The sequence below is a fragment of the Mycobacterium kyogaense genome (assembly GCF_003254575.1).
GTDB classification, from domain to species: Bacteria; Actinomycetota; Actinomycetes; order Mycobacteriales; family Mycobacteriaceae; genus Mycobacterium; species Mycobacterium kyogaense.
In genome coordinates this window covers 159,871-175,244 of sequence record NZ_QJUA01000003.1, presented here as the reverse complement: position 1 = coordinate 175,244, position 15,374 = coordinate 159,871, and the positions used below count along the sequence as shown (strand labels likewise).

The 15,374-nt window shown below is 65.7% G+C and carries 16 protein-coding genes; 10 read left to right on the top strand and 6 right to left on the bottom strand.

Annotated elements, in window-relative coordinates:
* On the top strand, nucleotides 1-1,053 hold the full coding sequence (locus DMB80_RS04185; RefSeq protein WP_111508670.1) for a phosphotransferase family protein: 1,053 nt from the start codon (nucleotides 1-3) through the stop codon (nucleotides 1,051-1,053).
* 12 nt (nucleotides 1,054-1,065) lie between these two features.
* Here DMB80_RS04185 and DMB80_RS04180 read toward each other — a convergent pair whose 3' ends face one another.
* On the bottom strand, nucleotides 1,066-1,845 hold the full coding sequence (locus DMB80_RS04180) for a sulfite exporter TauE/SafE family protein (protein ID WP_420812117.1): 780 nt from the start codon (nucleotides 1,843-1,845) through the stop codon (nucleotides 1,066-1,068).
* A gap of 496 nt (nucleotides 1,846-2,341) precedes the next feature.
* Here DMB80_RS04180 and DMB80_RS04175 point away from each other — a divergent pair, with 496 nt between their 5' ends.
* A complete protein-coding gene (locus DMB80_RS04175; RefSeq protein WP_240430994.1) occupies nucleotides 2,342-2,776 on the top strand; it encodes a 2-isopropylmalate synthase in 435 nt (144 codons plus the stop codon).
* Between the two features lie 9 nt (nucleotides 2,777-2,785).
* On the opposite strand, the gene DMB80_RS04170 is transcribed toward DMB80_RS04175, so the two are convergent.
* Nucleotides 2,786-4,267, bottom strand: coding sequence for a cytochrome P450 (locus tag DMB80_RS04170; protein WP_111508667.1), 1,482 nt, complete (start codon nucleotides 4,265-4,267; stop codon nucleotides 2,786-2,788).
* Between the two features lie 127 nt (nucleotides 4,268-4,394).
* Here DMB80_RS04170 and DMB80_RS04165 point away from each other — a divergent pair, with 127 nt between their 5' ends.
* Entirely contained in the window at nucleotides 4,395-5,030 is a 636-nt protein-coding gene (locus DMB80_RS04165; protein ID WP_205538516.1) for a TetR/AcrR family transcriptional regulator, read from the top strand.
* A gap of 41 nt (nucleotides 5,031-5,071) precedes the next feature.
* Complete coding sequence (locus tag DMB80_RS04160) at nucleotides 5,072-5,935, top strand: SDR family oxidoreductase (RefSeq protein WP_111508666.1); 864 nt, start codon at nucleotides 5,072-5,074, stop codon at nucleotides 5,933-5,935.
* Nucleotides 5,936-5,937: 2 nt separating this feature from the next.
* Here DMB80_RS04160 and DMB80_RS04155 read toward each other — a convergent pair whose 3' ends face one another.
* The 3 genes from DMB80_RS04155 to DMB80_RS04145 are packed head-to-tail and all read right to left on the bottom strand — an operon-like array spanning nucleotide 5,938 to nucleotide 8,788.
* Entirely contained in the window at nucleotides 5,938-7,086 is a 1,149-nt protein-coding gene (locus DMB80_RS04155; RefSeq protein WP_111508665.1) for an AAA family ATPase, read from the bottom strand.
* 11 nt (nucleotides 7,087-7,097) lie between these two features.
* Nucleotides 7,098-8,183, bottom strand: a complete 1,086-nt coding sequence (locus DMB80_RS04150; RefSeq protein ID WP_111508664.1) for a DNA polymerase IV — start codon at nucleotides 8,181-8,183, stop codon at nucleotides 7,098-7,100.
* The gene (locus DMB80_RS04145; RefSeq protein WP_111508663.1) at nucleotides 8,180-8,788 is read right to left on the bottom strand and encodes a TetR/AcrR family transcriptional regulator; all 609 of its coding nucleotides are present in this window, start codon (nucleotides 8,786-8,788) and stop codon (nucleotides 8,180-8,182) included. The genes DMB80_RS04150 and DMB80_RS04145 overlap by 4 nt, the downstream gene beginning before the upstream one ends.
* An 88-nt stretch (nucleotides 8,789-8,876) precedes the next feature.
* On the opposite strand from DMB80_RS04145, the gene DMB80_RS04140 reads away from it, so the two are divergent.
* The 5 genes from DMB80_RS04140 (at nucleotide 8,877) to DMB80_RS04120 (ending at nucleotide 14,048) form a co-directional block, all read left to right on the top strand.
* A complete protein-coding gene (locus DMB80_RS04140; protein ID WP_046363600.1) occupies nucleotides 8,877-9,419 on the top strand; it encodes an NADPH-dependent FMN reductase in 543 nt (180 codons plus the stop codon).
* Between the two features lie 459 nt (nucleotides 9,420-9,878).
* The gene (gene nrdH, locus DMB80_RS04135; RefSeq protein WP_046363601.1) at nucleotides 9,879-10,121 is read left to right on the top strand and encodes a glutaredoxin-like protein NrdH; all 243 of its coding nucleotides are present in this window, start codon (nucleotides 9,879-9,881) and stop codon (nucleotides 10,119-10,121) included.
* Between the two features lie 38 nt (nucleotides 10,122-10,159).
* On the top strand, nucleotides 10,160-10,606 hold the full coding sequence (nrdI, locus tag DMB80_RS04130) for a class Ib ribonucleoside-diphosphate reductase assembly flavoprotein NrdI (RefSeq protein WP_019514555.1): 447 nt from the start codon (nucleotides 10,160-10,162) through the stop codon (nucleotides 10,604-10,606).
* Entirely contained in the window at nucleotides 10,573-12,741 is a 2,169-nt protein-coding gene (nrdE, locus tag DMB80_RS04125) for a class 1b ribonucleoside-diphosphate reductase subunit alpha (protein WP_111508662.1), read from the top strand. Before nrdI ends, nrdE begins: the two co-directional genes overlap by 34 nt.
* A 521-nt stretch (nucleotides 12,742-13,262) precedes the next feature.
* Nucleotides 13,263-14,048: a DUF1883 domain-containing protein gene (locus DMB80_RS04120; protein WP_111508661.1), complete on the top strand. Its 786-nt coding sequence runs from the start codon at nucleotides 13,263-13,265 to the stop codon at nucleotides 14,046-14,048.
* Between the two features lie 126 nt (nucleotides 14,049-14,174).
* Here the strand turns inward: DMB80_RS04120 and DMB80_RS04115 are convergent, their stop codons facing one another.
* Nucleotides 14,175-14,561 carry a DUF5997 family protein gene (locus DMB80_RS04115; RefSeq protein WP_111508660.1) on the bottom strand — a complete coding sequence of 129 codons (387 nt, stop codon included), beginning with the start codon at nucleotides 14,559-14,561 and terminating at the stop codon, nucleotides 14,175-14,177.
* Nucleotides 14,562-14,590: 29 nt separating this feature from the next.
* On the opposite strand from DMB80_RS04115, the gene DMB80_RS04110 reads away from it, so the two are divergent.
* Nucleotides 14,591-15,313, top strand: coding sequence for a LysR family transcriptional regulator substrate-binding protein (locus DMB80_RS04110; protein ID WP_111508725.1), 723 nt, complete (start codon nucleotides 14,591-14,593; stop codon nucleotides 15,311-15,313).
* Nucleotides 15,314-15,374 lie beyond the last annotated feature (61 nt).

The window sequence follows — 15,374 nt, the reverse complement described above, 5'->3', positions numbered from 1 at the left end:
ATGCCAGTCGAGGTGACACTGTCTGCGTCCGACATCGACGCGCTGCAAACCTGGATTCGCACGATCGGGCTCGGGTCCACCGTCGACGACGTCGCGCCACTGACCGGCGGTTCCCAGAACATCGTCGTGGCGCTGAGCGTCGACGGACGGCCGATGGTGCTGCGCCGCCCGCCCGAGCATCCGCGGCCGACCAGTGACGACACCATGCGGCGCGAGATCGCGGTGCTTCGCACACTGGCCGGATCACCGGTCCCGCACCCCGAATTGATCGCAGCCTGCGACGATCTCGATGTTCTCGGGGTGGTGTTCTACCTGATGGAGTGCATCGACGGCTTCAATCCCGGCACCGACATCGACGACGCCTACGTGCGCGATGCGCGCATGCGTCACGACGTCGGCCTGTCCTATGCCGCGAGTCTGGCCCAGCTCGGGCAGGTGCCGTGGCAGGGCAGCGCGCTGGGCGAGCTCAAGCGTCCGGGTTCTTTTGTCGCCCGGCAGGTTCCGCAGTTCATGCGGCTGCTCGAGAGCTATCGGCACGACAACTATGCACCGGAGTCCTTTCCCTCGGTGACCGGGCTCGCCGAGTGGCTGGCGGCCAACCTCCCGCCGGAAGCGGAACCCGGTGTGATGCACGGCGACTGCCACCTCAACAACGTGTTGCTGCGCCGCGACGTGCCCGAATTGGCCGCGTTCATCGACTGGGAGATGTGCACGATCGGTGACCCGCTGCTCGATCTGGGATGGCTGCTGGTGTGCTGGCCGGACGGGCCGAACCCGATCCAGGCCGGTGCGGCGCTGGCCGACCTCGGCGGACTGGCGACTCGCGAAGAACTGCTGATCGCCTATCGCGACGCCGGGGGCCGGTCCACCGACAACCTCGACTGGTATGTCGCGATGGCGTGTTTCAAGCTGGGCATCGTCATCGAGGGCACGTGGTCGCGGTATCTGGCCGGCCGGGCCAGTGCCGAAGCCGGGGAGCGTCTGCACACCTCCGCGGAGAACCTGATCCGACTGGGCACCCGAGTCACGCAGGGCGACAACGTCTTTTTGTGACGAGCCCGGGGGTCAGTACGCGTCGATGCCGAGCTTGACCGCGAGGGCGAGGCCGGCCGCGCCGATGATCGCCCGCATCGGTCCCTGGGGCGCATGACGGACGACGACCGGGCCCAGCCGGGAACCGACGAGGCAACCGAGTCCCAACGCGGCCACCGCCGGCCAGTGCACGGGTGCGACGCAGGCGAAGATCACCGCGGCGCTGAGATTGGCCGCACCGAGGACGACGTTCTTGGTGGCATTGGCGTGCGCCAAACTCTCTGCGCTGGAACGCAACAGGAACGCGAGGAGCAGGACTCCCGCCGCTGCACCGAAATAGCCTCCGTAGACGCAGATTCCGGCGACGGCAACAGCCTCGACGATTCTGCGGGAGGAGAGGCGCCGCGTTCCGTCGCCCGGTTGCGGGGGAGGCGGCACGGGGGCCAGGATCGCCAGCGAGGCGACACCGAGCAGCAGCGGCACCACCTTCTCGAATCCCTCTGCCGGCGTGGACAGCAGCAACACCGCGCCCACCACGCCGCCCAGGACCGCGACAGGCAACAGCCGCACCACCCGTTGGCGCTGCCCGGACAGTTCGGGCCGTGAGCCCAAGATGGACCCGACGCCGTTGAACACCAGGGCGACCGTGTTGGTGACGTTCGCGGCCACCGGTGGCAGACCCGTGACCAGAAGGGCCGGATATGTGGCCACCGAGGCCAAACCGGCGATGCTCCCGGTGAGCCCGCCGAGGACTCCGGCCGCAACGAGGAGAAACATCTGCGACCACGACAGGGGGCCTGACACTGGGCCCATTGTGCCCGAACCGCGGCGCTCCAGCGATCGCACTGTTGCTGCGAGCAAATGGCATCGTGATAATTTGGCGGGTAATTGACTTAGCTGCCAGACAACGGTGTGTTTACTGATGGCGGGAGCGCTGTCGGCGATTGCTACCTCAAAAGCGTGTTAATGCATTGGGAGAGTTGCTTTTCAAATCGATCGGCAAACATCAGCCGCATCGGGGATCGCCGGTCTGTAATTTCGCGGTGCGCATTTCGCCGGCGTTGCGGCGGCATCCAGCACGGCAAACCGCAGCGCGAAATTGCTTGCCGTCCCGCAGTGCTGGGGGCTACTATCGCCGACGTGCCAAGGCGACTCGTAGTAGCAACCCGCAGCGGGGTCTGATCCAGACCGACCCCCCGCTGTGGGTCGTCGCGCTCTCGTCGGTCGCTCTCTTCGAGCCCAAGGCCGGCACACCATGATTTCCCCTATCGCCACCGCGACACCGTCTCACTCGTCCTTCGCGGCCCGGATGACCGGTCGCGTCCCGGCGCCGTTGCGCGCGAGCGCAGACAGCAGCACCTACGACGAATTCGTCGCCGAGTTCGCGCCGACGACGGGCCCGCTGCGGCTCGGCCAGTGGGCGTGCGTCCAGACGGACCGTCCGTCGACCCGGTGGGGGCCGCAGGCACAGACCTACCGTGCCACGCTGGCGCTCGGGGATCGCATCGGGACCGCGCAGGTCTCGGCCTGCGGTCCCCTCGCCGCCCTCACCGCGATGCTCTACGAGTGGGGCATCGCGGTGGAGATGACGGCATTCCACCAGCGCACGTCGGGAGCGGACATCGCGACGTTCATCCAGGGCGCCATCGGCACTCGGGTGGAGTGGGCGATGGGCCTGGCGTCCGATCCGGTGCAGTCGGCGTTGCGCGCGGTGGTCGCGTGCGCCAACCGCCTCCTGGCCTGAGGGCTCAAGTCAGCGCAGCGGGCGCAGGACGATGGGCATGCCGTCGAGCGGCACAGGCATGCCGCCGTAGTCGTAACGGGGGGTGTAGCCGGCCTTCGGGAGCTCGAGCCGGTACCGGGTGAGGAGGCGGTGCATCACGGTCTTGATCTCCAACTGCCCGAACACCATGCCGATGCACTTGTGTGCGCCGCCGCCGAACGATGCGAACGCGTAGCGATGCCGCTTGTGCTCGTTGCGCGGCTCGGAGAATCGCTCGGGATCGAACTTTTCCGGATCTGTCCACAGTTCAGGCAGCCGATGATTGATCGACGGCCAGGTCACCACCGCGGTGTCGGCGGGGATGAAGAAGCCGAGCAGTTCCGTGTCGCGGACGGTCTGGCGGAAGTTGAACGGCAGCGGCGTCATCATCCGCAGCGATTCGTTGACCACCAGGTCGTAGGTCTCGAGCTTCTCCAGCGACTCGATGTCGAGCGGGCCGTCGCCGATGCGCTGCGACTCCTCGCGCAACCGGTCCTGCCATTCGGGGTTGGCGGCCAGGTGGTAGGCCATCGTGGTCATCGTCGAGGTGGACGTGTCGTGGGCGGCCATCATCAGGAAGATCATGTGGCTGACGATCTGATCGTCGGTGAAGGTGCCGCCGTCTTCGTCCCGCGAATGGCACAGCACGCTGAACATGTCGGTGCTCTCCGAGCGGCGCTTCTCGTCGATCCGGCTCTTGAAGTACCGCTCCAGCGTGTCCCGCGCCTTGATGCCGCGCCACCAGGACAGCGGCGGCACGGGCTTGCGCACGATGGCGTTGCCCGCCCGAGTGGTGGTGGTGAACGCCTGATTGATCGTCGTGACCAGTTCGCGGTCGGTGCCCGCGGGATGACCCATGAACACCTCGGAGGCGATGTCGAGCGTCAGTTCCTTGATCGCGGGATAGAACAGGAAGCGCGGGTCGTCTGACACCCAGTCGTTGGCCAGCACGCGGGTGGCCACCGAGTCGACGTGGGGGACGTATCCGGAGAGCCGGGTACGGGTGAAGGCCTCCTGCATGATGCGGCGGTGGAACAGGTGCTCGTCGAAATCGAGCAGCATCAGCCCGCCGTCGAAGAACGGCCCGATGATCGGGTCCCAGGCGCGCTGGGAGAAGTCCTTGTTGCGGTTGGTGAACACGGCCTGGGTGGCGTCAGGGCCCAGCGCCATCACCGCGGACAGGGCAGGCGATTGCGAGTAGAAGATGGGGCCGTGTTTGCGGTACTGCTCGAGGATGTAATCCGGGCCGCCGCGGAACGTCTCGATCAAGTGCCCCAGGATCGGTAGCCCGGAGTCACCGGTGATGGGCTTCAGGTCGCTGCCTGCCGGCGGTTGGGCGAACACGAACCGGTCCCATTCCGTGTTCTTCAGGCGCTTCTCGACCGCGCCCATTCCGGGGATGGTCACGGGGGTCGGCTTCAGGCGTCGTTTGGCCTGGTCGACCCAGTAATCCTTGGCGCTGATCGTCGGCATCTTGACACTCCTGAGTGAAGGCGACTGTGGGCGATGTCACTGACTCTCATCCTGGCCGACCTTCTTGACGGCTGTCAAGTTTCGCGGAGTTTGTGTCATGCGCATTGCAATGCCAATGTTTATTGCCATGACCGCCGATCCCGTCAGCAGCGATCCCCGCCGGACACGCGGTGACCGCCAGCGGGAGGCCATCATCTCCGCCGTGCGCGAGCTGCTTCAGGAACGATCCTTCGCCGACCTGTCGGTCAGCACGATCAGTGAGCGCGCCGGCGTCGCCCGCTCGGGCTTTTACTTCTACTTCGATTCCAAGTACGCCGTCCTCGCGGTCATCGTGGCCGAGGCGATGGCCGAATTGGACCAGCTCACCCACGACTTCGCCCCGCGGGAGCCGGGAGAATCGGTGCCGGCTTTCGCCAGGCGGATGGTCGGCTACGCCGCCGCCGTGTTCGCATCCAACGATCCGATCATGGGCGCGTGCAACCTCGCCCGCAGCACCGACGCTCAGATCCGCGAGATCATGGACGAATTCCAGGACACCGTGGTCCACAAGATCGTCGGACTGGTCGAGCAGGACTCGGGCCGCCGGCCCATCTCCGACGACCTGCTGGCGCTGGTCCGGACGCTGGTCGCCGTGACATCGATGACCCTGGCCCGCGACAGCGCATTCGTCGGGCGCGACACTGATCCGAATCGCGCCGTCGCGATCGCCGAGCGGTTGTGGATCACCGGGCTGTGGGGCGGGGCCGAGCTGCCGGAGCGGTGAGGCGCGCAGTCACCGGTTGAGCGGCCGGTAGTGTCCGTGCCATGGGTTTCGGTGACGGGTTCGCGGCAAAACGGTGTCTGCTCACCGGCGCGGCCAGCGGCATCGGACGCGCGACGGCACTGAAACTGGCGGCCCAGGGCGCCGAGCTCTATCTCACCGACCGCGATGCCGACGGGCTGGCCGCCACTGTGTCGGATGCGCAGGCGCTCGGAGCGGTCGTCGCGGCGCATCGCGTGCTCGACATCACCGACCTGGACGCGGTCACGGCCTTTGCCGCCGGCATCCACACTGCCCACGGCGCAATGGACGTCGTGATGAACATCGCGGGCGTGTCGGCGTGGGGCACCGTCAGTCAGCTCACCCACCAGCACTGGAAGTCGATGATCGACGTCAATCTGATGGGGCCGATCCACGTCATCGAATGTTTCGTGCCGCCGATGGTGGCGGCCGGCCGTGGCGGCCACCTGGTCAACGTCTCGTCGGCGGCGGGTCTGGTCGCTCTGCCGTGGCACGCGGCCTATTCAGCCAGCAAGTACGGTCTGCGTGGGTTGTCGGAGGTGCTTCGCTTCGACCTCGCACGCCACCGGATCGGGGTGTCGGTGGTGGTGCCCGGTGCGGTGAAAACGCCTCTGGTGCAATCGGTTCAGATCGTCGGGGTGGATCGCGAGGACCCGCGCGTGCAGCGCTGGACCGACCGCTTCGGTGGGCATGCGGTGTCGCCCGAGAAAGCGGCTGACAAGATCCTGCGGGGCGTACAACGCAACAACTATCTGATCTACACCTCGGTGGACATCCGAGCGCTCTACTTCGCCAAGCGATTCTTCTGGTGGCCGTACGCGTTCGCGATGACGCGGGTGAACGTGCTGTTCACCCGCGCGTTGCGGCCGGCCCCGCGGCGCCGCTGAGCTCAGCGCGTACCCCAGTTCCACGGGGGTGTGGTCAGCAGCTCCTGGCCGGCGATCGTCGTCTCGCCCCAGTCCTTGACGAGCTCGATCTCGGCTGTGCCGTCACCGCCGAGCCGCTCCCGCAGCGTCGCGGAATGGGTCACGACGATCACCTGTGTCGTCGTGGCGGCAGCGCAGATCAGGTCCGCCAGCGGCGGCAACAGGTCCGGGTGCAACGACGTCTCCGGCTCGTTCAACACCATCAGAGACGGCGGCTGCGGACTCAGCAACGCCGCCGACCAGAGCAGGAAACGCAGTGTGCCGTCGGATATTTCGGCGCTGCGCAGCGGTCGCAACATGCCACGCTGGTGCACGAGGAGGTCGAAGAGCCCGTCGGTGACCGACACCGACACCGTCGCGCCGTCGAACGCGGCGGCCACCGCACGGTCGAGGTCGTCGACGCCGGTCTCCACGATCGTCTGTATCGCCGCGGCCAGATCCGAGCCGTCATCGGCGAGCACCGGCGTGCGGGTGCCGACATGGGGGCGCCGTGCCGGCGCGTGGGCGTCGGCACGGAAACCGTCGTAGAACCGCCAGTCCCGCAACCGCTCCCGAACCATCACGAGCTCGGGTGCGGCGCCCGCCCATTCCGCGAGCACGCTGCGGTGCGCCGGCAGATTCCGCGACAACTCGTCGAAGCCGCGACTGTCCTCGGCGGCGACCTCGACCATGCCCCGCACGCGGCGCACCAGCGTGGTGGTGGGCCGGGCGACCGGGCCGGCGAAGACCAACTCGCGCTTGATCTCCGGATCGCGGGTGAACGCCGAGTCGACCGCCTGTGGCAATCCGAAGTCCACAAGGTAGCCGAAATCGTCGGCAGCATAACCCAATTCGATGGACACCGGACGGGTCCGCGGACCGCCCTGGGCGGCCCCCGTCCGTCGGGCGCCGCCGAGATGTTCCGGACCGGCCCAGATCGCCGATTCGACGCCGCCTTCCCGGGCGAAGGACCCGATCACCTCGCCGCGACCGCAGTCGGCCAGCAGGCGAAGCGCCCGGTAGAGCGAGGACTTGCCGGTGCCGTTGGCGCCGGTGACGACGGTCAGTCGCCCCAGCGGCAGCACCAGATCCCGAAGTGAGCGGTATCCACGAACGGCGACGGTGTGCAACATCGCAACCGACGCTAGCTCCCGGCACCGACAGTCGCTTCGCCGGTCGCCATGTCGGGCATCGACAGTTCGAGGCGAACGCCGAGCAGTCGCACGGGGCGGTCGAGGTCGAAGTCGCCCAGCAGCGCGAGTGCGGTGGCGACCACGGTGGCCGAGTCGACCGTCGGTGCCGGCAACGTGCGGATCTTGGTGCGGGTGTAGAACGTCGCGGTGCGCAGGGTGACCGCCACCCGTGACACCACCCGCCGCTGCTCGACGATCTCGGCCAGCGTGCGTTGTGTCAGGTCGGTGACCGCAGCCGCCATGTCGGCCCGGTCCGTGAGGTCCTCGGCGAACGTGACCACATGACTACGGGAGCGCGGTATCCAGGGGGCGGCGCTGACCGTCGTGTCGCCACCACCCTTGGCGAGCAACAGAATCCACAAACCGGTGGTCGGGCCGAACGTCGTGGTCAACAGGTGGGCGTCGGTGGCCGCCAACTCGGCGACAGTCGTGATGCCCATCGCGGCAAGCTTTTTGGCTGTCTTCGGCCCGACGCCCCAGAGCGCGTCGACGGGCCGATCACCCATCGTCGACATCCAGTTCTCGTCGGTCAGTGCCGCGATCCCGCCCGGCTTGCCGAAACCCGTGGCCACCTTGGCGCGCTGCTTGTTGTCGCTGATGCCGACCGAACAGGTCAATCCGGTCTCGGTGGTGATGGTGTCCTGGATGCGTTGGGCGAGCGCGAACGGGTCGGCCTGGCCGGCGCCTATATACGCCTCGTCCCAGCCCCACACCTCGACGGGGTGGCCGAGGTCCCGAAGCGCCGTCATCACGCGCTCGGACGCGGCGTCGTAGGCGTCAGGGTCCGACGGCAGGAACGTGGCGTCGGGGCAGCGCCTGGCCGCCACGCGCAATGACATCCCCGCGTGCACCCCGTGGGCCCGGGCCTCATACGACGCACACGTGACCACTTTGCGTGCCTCGGTCGGGTCGCCGCTGCCGCCGACGATGACGGGCAAGCCGACCAGATCCGGGCGGCGCTGCAGTTCGACCGAGGCGAGGAACTGGTCCAGGTCCACGTGCAGGATCCACCCGCTGGACTGGCCCGCGGCGGTCATGTCCCGCAGATCTTGCGGGCCAGCGTCTCCCAAGCGTCGCCCAGTTGATCCAGCGTCCGGCCGCGGTCGGCGGTTTCGTGGTGGACATAGTCGGCGTCCAGCAGCGCCAGCAGTGCGGTGGTCTGAGCGTCGAGATCGCCCGTGGTGCCGGCATGTTCGAGCAGCACGCGCACGTGCCGATGGTGCAGCACCATGGGCGCGCTGAAGCGCATCTGGGGGTCCCGGCCGACGTCTGACAGCAGGGCGTGGTGGCTGTTGACGAAGCACAGGCGTTCGCGGCCGTAGGCGATCAGCCGGTCCAGCGGGGCCGCGCCCGGGCCGAGCGGCGGCGGCCCGAACAGGATGGCCTGCTGCTGGGCCTTCTCGTCCTCGTCGAGCAACACGATCATCAAGCCCGCGCGGCTGCCGAACCGGCGGAACAACGTGCCCTTGCCGACACCGGCGGCGGCGGCGATGTCGTCGGTGGTCACGGCGTCGGCGCCGTGCTCGGCCACCAGGCGGCGCGCGGCCTCCAGCAGCAATGCCCGGTTGCGCGCGGCGTCACCGCGCTCGGGGGGGCCGGAATCGCTGACCGACAGCGTCGTCAGGCCATCAGAGGCGCTCACTGTGCAACTTTAACTCAGCCGGAATCAATCGGACCGCAGTCCGGTTAAACTCTGCAAGTATCGAGCACAACGATCCCGAGGAGATGAGATGGCGCAGAACACGGTCCTGGTCCTGGTCGGCAGCTTGCGGAAGGAGTCCGTCAACCGGCAGCTAGCCGAACTGGCCGCCGAAGTCGCACCCGACGGAGTCGCAATCGCACGGTTCGATCGCCTCGGCGAGCTCCCGTTCTACAACGAGGACATCGACAACGAGTCCGCGCCGGAGCCCGTGGTGGCCCTGCGTGAGGCCGCCGCCGGCGCCGACGCCGCGCTGGTGGTCACCCCCGAATACAACGGGAGCATTCCCGGCGTGCTGAAGAACGCGATCGACTGGTTGTCGCGGCCATACGGCGCCGGCGCCTTGAAGGACAAGCCGCTGGCTGTGGTGGGCGCTGCGCTCGGGCAGTACGGCGGCGTGTGGGCCCACGACGAGACCCGCAAGTCGTTCGGGATCGCCGGGCCGCGCGTCGTGGAGGATCTCGAGTTGTCTCTGCCCGCGGCGTCGCTCGACGGGAAGCATCCCCGGGAGAACGCCGAGGTGGCGGCGAAAGTCCGTGACATCGTCGGCAAGTTGGTCGCCGAGATCGGCTGACGTCCGCACCATCGCCACCGCCCGGCTCTGCCTCTGCGCAAGGCCGGGCGGAGTCGTTTGCTGGGCTCTTTCCCGCTCGGCGCCGCAGGCGCTGGTGTTGTCGGTGGGTCCTGGTAGACCGGGAAGATGCACGCGCGAGGGCCCTGATGTGATCTGCGACACGCCTGAAACGCCGCGACACACCGTGGTGACCAGGCAAAATTCCAAACGTGTTATTACGACCATCTTGTGTGTGCTCTACTAACGAGGCACAACATCTAGTGCCCTAGGGTGGAGAGCGACGAGAGACGCGATCTGCGCTCGGCGGGGGTTCGGGGGGAAGTTCCCTCCTCGGATCGGCGTTGAGAGCAGGAGGGTGAGTCGCCCGGCCAGCTGGATCGTCGGATGGGGTGTGCAGTGACTCGCAGTTACCAGGAAAACGCTCGTTGTTGATGAAAACTTCGCTGAGGGAGCCCGCATATGACTGTCACCGTGTACACCAAGCCGGCCTGCGTTCAGTGCAACGCCACCTATAAGGCTCTCGACAAAGCGGGCGTGGCATACGACGTGGTCGACATCAGCGTGGACACCGAGGCGCGCGACTACGTGATGGCGCTCGGCTACCTGCAGGCGCCCGTCGTGGTCGCCGGCAACGAGCACTGGTCGGGCTTCCGCCCGGACCGTATCAAGGCCCTGGCCGGCGCATCCGCCGTCACCGCGTAGAGACCCCAACCGACGAATCGACCGAGAGGAGCAGAGGAGTGAGCAACCTCGTCTACTTCTCCAGCGTGTCGGAGAACACTCATCGATTCGTGCAGAAGCTCGAGCTGCCGGCCATCCGAATTCCTTTGAAGGAACGGATCCAGGTCGACGAACCGTACGTGCTCGTCCTCCCCACCTACGGAGGCGGGCACGCCAACGGCCCCGATCCCGATCGCGGGGGATACGTCCCCAAGCAGGTGATCGCGTTTCTCAACAACGAACACAACCGGTCGTTGATCCGCGGTGTCATCGCCGCGGGCAACACCAATTTCGGCGCCGAATTCGGCTACGCCGGGGTGGTCGTCTCGCGTAAGTGCGGCGTCCCCTTTCTCTACAGGTTCGAACTCATGGGAACGACGGACGATGTCTTCGCCGTTCGCGCAGGATTACAAGACTTCTGGAAGGACCAGACGTGCCACCAACCGTCACAGCTGCAGAACCTGTAACCACCGGCGTGCACGCGCTTCCGGGCGAGATGGACTACCACGCCCTGAACGCGATGCTGAACCTGTACGACGCCGACGGGAAGATCCAGTTCGACAAGGACGTGCAGGCGGCGCGGGAGTACTTCCTGCAGCACGTCAACCAGAACACGGTCTTCTTCCACAACCAGGACGAGAAGCTCGACTACCTGGTGCAGAAGGAGTACTACGAGCGCGAGGTGCTCGACCAGTACTCGCGCAACTTCGTCAAGACGCTGCTGGATCGCGCGTACGCCAAGAAGTTCCGGTTCCCGACGTTCCTCGGCGCGTTCAAGTACTACACGTCCTACACGCTCAAGACCTTCGACGGGAAGCGCTATCTCGAGCGCTTCGAGGACCGTGTGGTGATGGTGGCGCTGACGCTGGCGTCCGGCGACACCACGCTGGCCGAGAAGCTGGTGGACGAGATCATGGACGGCCGATTCCAGCCGGCCACCCCGACATTCCTCAATTCGGGCAAGAAGCAGCGCGGCGAGCCGGTGAGCTGCTTCCTGCTGCGCATCGAGGACAACATGGAGTCGATCGGCCGCTCCATCAACTCGGCGCTGCAGCTGTCGAAGCGCGGTGGCGGAGTCGCCCTGCTGCTGAGCAACATTCGTGAGCACGGCGCGCCGATCAAGAACATCGAGAACCAGAGCTCGGGTGTCATCCCGATCATGAAGCTGCTCGAGGATTCGTTCTCCTACGCCAACCAGCTGGGTGCCCGACAGGGCGCCGGCGCGGTGTATCTGCACGCACACCACCCCGACATCTACCGGTTCCTCGACACCAAGCGGGAAAACGCCGACGAGAAGATCCGGATCAAGACGCTCTCGCTCGGTGTCGTCATCCCCGACATCACGTTCGAGCTGGCGAAGAAGAACGAGGACATGTACCTCTTCTCGCCGTACGACGTCGAGAAGGTCTACGGCGTCGGCTTCGCCGACATCTCGGTGACCGAGAAGTACTACGAGATGGTCGACGACGCGCGGATTCGCAAGACGAAGATCAAGGCGCGCGAGTTCTTCCAGACCCTCGCCGAGCTCCAGTTCGAGTCCGGCTACCCGTACATCATGTACGAGGACACGGTGAACCGGGCCAACCCCATCGACGGCAAGATCACCCACAGCAACCTGTGCTCGGAGATCCTGCAGGTGTCCACGCCGTCGGAGTTCAACGACGACCTCTCGTATTCGAAGGTCGGCAAGGACATCTCCTGCAACCTCGGCTCGCTGAACATCGCCAAGGCCATGGATTCGCCGGACTTCGCGCAGACCATCGAGGTGTCGATCCGTGCGCTGACCGCGGTCAGCGACCAGACCTCGATCACGTCGGTGCCCTCGATCGAGCAGGGCAACAACGAATCCCACGCGATCGGCCTGGGGCAGATGAACCTGCACGGGTATCTGGCCCGCGAGCGGATCTTCTACGGGTCCGAAGAGGGCGTGGACTTCACCAACATCTACTTCTACACGGTGCTCTACCACGCGTTGCGGGCATCGAATCGCATTGCGATCGAACGGGGTCGGGCGTTCGGTGGATTCGAGCGCTCGAAGTACGCGTCGGGGGAGTTCTTCGACAAGTACACCGACCAGGTGTGGGAGCCGGCCACCGACAAGGTGCGGCAGATCTTCGCCGATGCCGGCATCCGCATCCCGAAGCAGGACGACTGGAAGCGGCTCAAGGAGTCGGTGCAGCAGCACGGGATCTACAACCAGAACCTGCAGGCGGTTCCGCCGACCGGGTCGATTAGCTACATCAACCACTCGACCAGTTCGATCCACCCGGTGGCGAGCAAGATCGAGATCCGCAAGGAAGGCAAGATCGGTCGCGTCTACTACCCGGCGCCGTACCTGACCAACGACAACCTGGAGTACTACCAGGATGCCTATGAGATCGGGTACGAGAAGATCATCGACACCTACGCCGCGGCCACCCAGCACGTGGACCAGGGGTTGAGCCTGACGCTGTTCTTCAAGGACACCGCCACCACCCGCGACGTGAACAAAGCGCAGATCTACGCCTGGCGCAAGGGAATCAAGACGCTCTACTACATCCGGCTGCGGCAGATGGCGCTTCAAGGCACTGAGGTGGAGAACTGCGTCAGCTGCATGCTGTGACGCCGTCGCGACTGTTGGCTTCCAATAATGAAACGAGGTTCAGAGATGTCGGTAACCGACGATAAGCGAGCGAATCCGATTGTTTTCCCGCTCAATGTTGCCGACCTTCGCAAGCGGTTAAAGATGGCGGGATTTCGGGGAAGCGTTCGATCGCTTCACGCTTTGGGACCCGTCTCCGACGACGACCCTCGTTGCGCGCATTTGCGCTGTCGTGCCAGTGGGCCCTCGGAGGTGTTTATCAATGCAGATTCGGACTGCAGTCATCTCCACCTGACAGTCGACGTTATGGATCTGGTAAACGCGTTTAAGAATGGTCAACTTGATCACGGCTGGGACATTCGGCCGAATGGCGACGCAGAGACAAGCATCCTTACTCGACAAAACGCGGTCTCAGCAGGGATTTCGCCGGACGCGTGGGCGTCGAACCCCTACCGATCGAATTAGTGAGCCCACACGTCAGTCCAAAGAATGAGCGGCCATAGTAAAGCAAGGGCCCGAAGGGAAACGTAGGCAGATAGTTCGTGCAGCATCTTCGATACGATCTGAAGCGAGTCGAGAAGGGATCCACCGTCGTGGTGTCCCTCAACAATCAGGCGAACGTGCAGCTCATGACTCGCGGCGACTACAGCAATTACAAGGCAGGCCGGCAGTACCGATATCACGGTGGTCGGGTCACGAGATCACCGTTCCGAATAGTCGTTCCGTCGACCGGTGATTGGGTGGTCGCAGTCGACCTGGGCGGTTATCAAGGGCGAATCGCGGCGAGCGTAGCGGTCGAGCCAGCGCCTCGCGGGTTCCTCCCGACTGCGAGATCTGCTGACGTGGACACGCTGTCACGCGTTCAGGTTCGTGATTCTCCCCAAGATCCTGAGGGACATGTCCTGGGGGGACAAACGTGGGACGTGTTTATTAGTCACGCCAGCGAAGACAAGGCGGCAGTCGCTAGACCTTTACGCAGTGCATTGACTGGTTTGGGCGTGACCGTCTGGCTGGACGAAGCGCAAGTGCACATCGGTCACAGCTTGCGGCGCAAAATCGACGAGGGCATCCGGTCCAGTCGATTCGGCGTGGTCGTCCTTTCTGAAGCCTTCTTTGGCAAGGGTTGGACGAACCATGAGCTTGATGGCCTGATCACGCGCACTGTCGCGGGGGAGCAATCGCTGTTGCCTATCTGGCACAATCTATCCGCGGAGCAGGTACGTGCATACAGCCCTTCGCTAGCCGACAAAGTGGCCTTAAGCACAGTGCAGGTAAGCATCGAGGACATTGCCCGGCAGATCGCTAGCGTGGTTGAACAAGCGAGGTGATTTCAATTCATGAGCGCGAAAGCACAACAAAATTGGCGCGCCTAAAGAGCACTGTGTGAGCGTGGGGGTTATGCACGGCGAAAGCGACTTTCACGTGCATAAGGCCCACGCTCGGCATCGTTCGCGTCAGCGGTCTGAGGCCTGATCCGCGCGTGCTGCCTTGAGGCGCCGCTCTTCGCGCAGCACGTTCTGGTAACTCTCGCGTTCGGAGACCAGCCAGTCCGGTTTGTCAGCCAGCAGTGCGTCGATCTCCTCGGTGGTCAACGCCTCGGTGACTCCGCCCCGCGCCAGACCCGCGATCGAGACGCCCAGCTTGGCGGCCACCAGGTTCTTCGGGTGCGGGCCGTTCTTGCGCAACTCCTGCAGCCATTGCGGCGGGTCGGCCTGCAGCGCGGCGAGTTCGTCGCGCGTGATGGCGTTGTTCTGGAACTCGGCGGGGGTCGCCGGCAGGTAGACGTCCAGCTTCTTCGCCGCCGTCGCGGGTTTCATGGACTGGGAATTCGGCCTGCTCATGCCGCTCAGAGTATCGGTAGCCTGTGGCGATGGTCTCGCCGTCGCAGCCGTCGATCACCGTCGGCTACGTCCCTGGCGGCACGCCCGCGAAGTGGGCCCGGCACTGGACGCAGCGTCACCCGCAGGTTCGGCTGGAGCTCACCACGATTTCCGCGGCCGACGCCGCCGAGGCCGTACGCGCCGGCACCGTCGACATCGCGGTCCTGCGCCTGCCCACCGACACCTCCGGCCTCGCGGTCATTCCGCTCTACGCCGAGACCACCGTGGCCGTCGTCCCGGCGGATCACCTGCTGAGCGCAGCGGACGAGATCACCTCCGCCGACCTCACCGGCGAACCACGGCTCGTACCCCTCGACGACGTCGTCGACTGGCCCGACGCGCCCGGCGTCCCGGCCGAATATCGCCCCGAAACCGTTTCAGCGGCAATCGAACTCGTCGCTGCCGGGGTGGGTGTGCTCATCACCCCGCAGTCCCTGGCGCGGCTGCACCACCGAAAAGACGTCACCTACCGGCCCATCGTCGATGCGCCCACGTGCGCCGTCGCGCTGGCCGTGCCGGAGGGGCCGCAACCGGCACTGGTCGACGATTTCATCGGCGTCGTCCGCGGCCGCAAACCGGGCTCGTCTCGCGGTCAGACGGAACCGGCGCCCAAGCGCACCGCGCGGGAGAAGACCATCGCCAAGCAGGCCGCCCGAGCCGCGGCCGGCAAGGTCGCCCGCCAGCCAGGCAAGCCCGGCAAGCGCGCAAGGTAGACCGGGGTGTGCACACAGATCGTGCGTGACCGTCGATCATCGATCTGAGCGCACACCAGAC

Bases quoted from the DNA above. Each gene is read 5' to 3' on its own strand.
- DMB80_RS04180 (WP_420812117.1), bottom strand. From the start codon at position 1,845: ATGGGCCCAGTGTCAGGCCCCCTGTCGTGGTCGCAGATGTTTCTCCTC.
- DMB80_RS04140 (WP_046363600.1), top strand. From the start codon at position 8,877: ATGGCGCAGAACACGGTCCTGGTCCTGGTCGGCAGCTTGCGGAAGGAG.
- nrdH (WP_046363601.1), top strand. From the start codon at position 9,879: ATGACTGTCACCGTGTACACCAAGCCGGCCTGCGTTCAGTGCAACGCC.
- DMB80_RS04115 (WP_111508660.1), bottom strand. From the start codon at position 14,561: ATGAGCAGGCCGAATTCCCAGTCCATGAAACCCGCGACGGCGGCGAAG.
- DMB80_RS04175 (WP_240430994.1), top strand. From the start codon at position 2,342: ATGACCGGTCGCGTCCCGGCGCCGTTGCGCGCGAGCGCAGACAGCAGC.
- DMB80_RS04170 (WP_111508667.1), bottom strand. From the start codon at position 4,267: ATGCCGACGATCAGCGCCAAGGATTACTGGGTCGACCAGGCCAAACGA.
- DMB80_RS04160 (WP_111508666.1), top strand. From the start codon at position 5,072: ATGGGTTTCGGTGACGGGTTCGCGGCAAAACGGTGTCTGCTCACCGGC.
- DMB80_RS04165 (WP_205538516.1), top strand. From the start codon at position 4,395: ATGACCGCCGATCCCGTCAGCAGCGATCCCCGCCGGACACGCGGTGAC.
- DMB80_RS04110 (WP_111508725.1), top strand. From the start codon at position 14,591: ATGGTCTCGCCGTCGCAGCCGTCGATCACCGTCGGCTACGTCCCTGGC.
- DMB80_RS04155 (WP_111508665.1), bottom strand. From the start codon at position 7,086: ATGTTGCACACCGTCGCCGTTCGTGGATACCGCTCACTTCGGGATCTG.
- DMB80_RS04185 (WP_111508670.1), top strand. From the start codon at position 1: ATGCCAGTCGAGGTGACACTGTCTGCGTCCGACATCGACGCGCTGCAA.
- DMB80_RS04150 (WP_111508664.1), bottom strand. From the start codon at position 8,183: ATGACCGCCGCGGGCCAGTCCAGCGGGTGGATCCTGCACGTGGACCTG.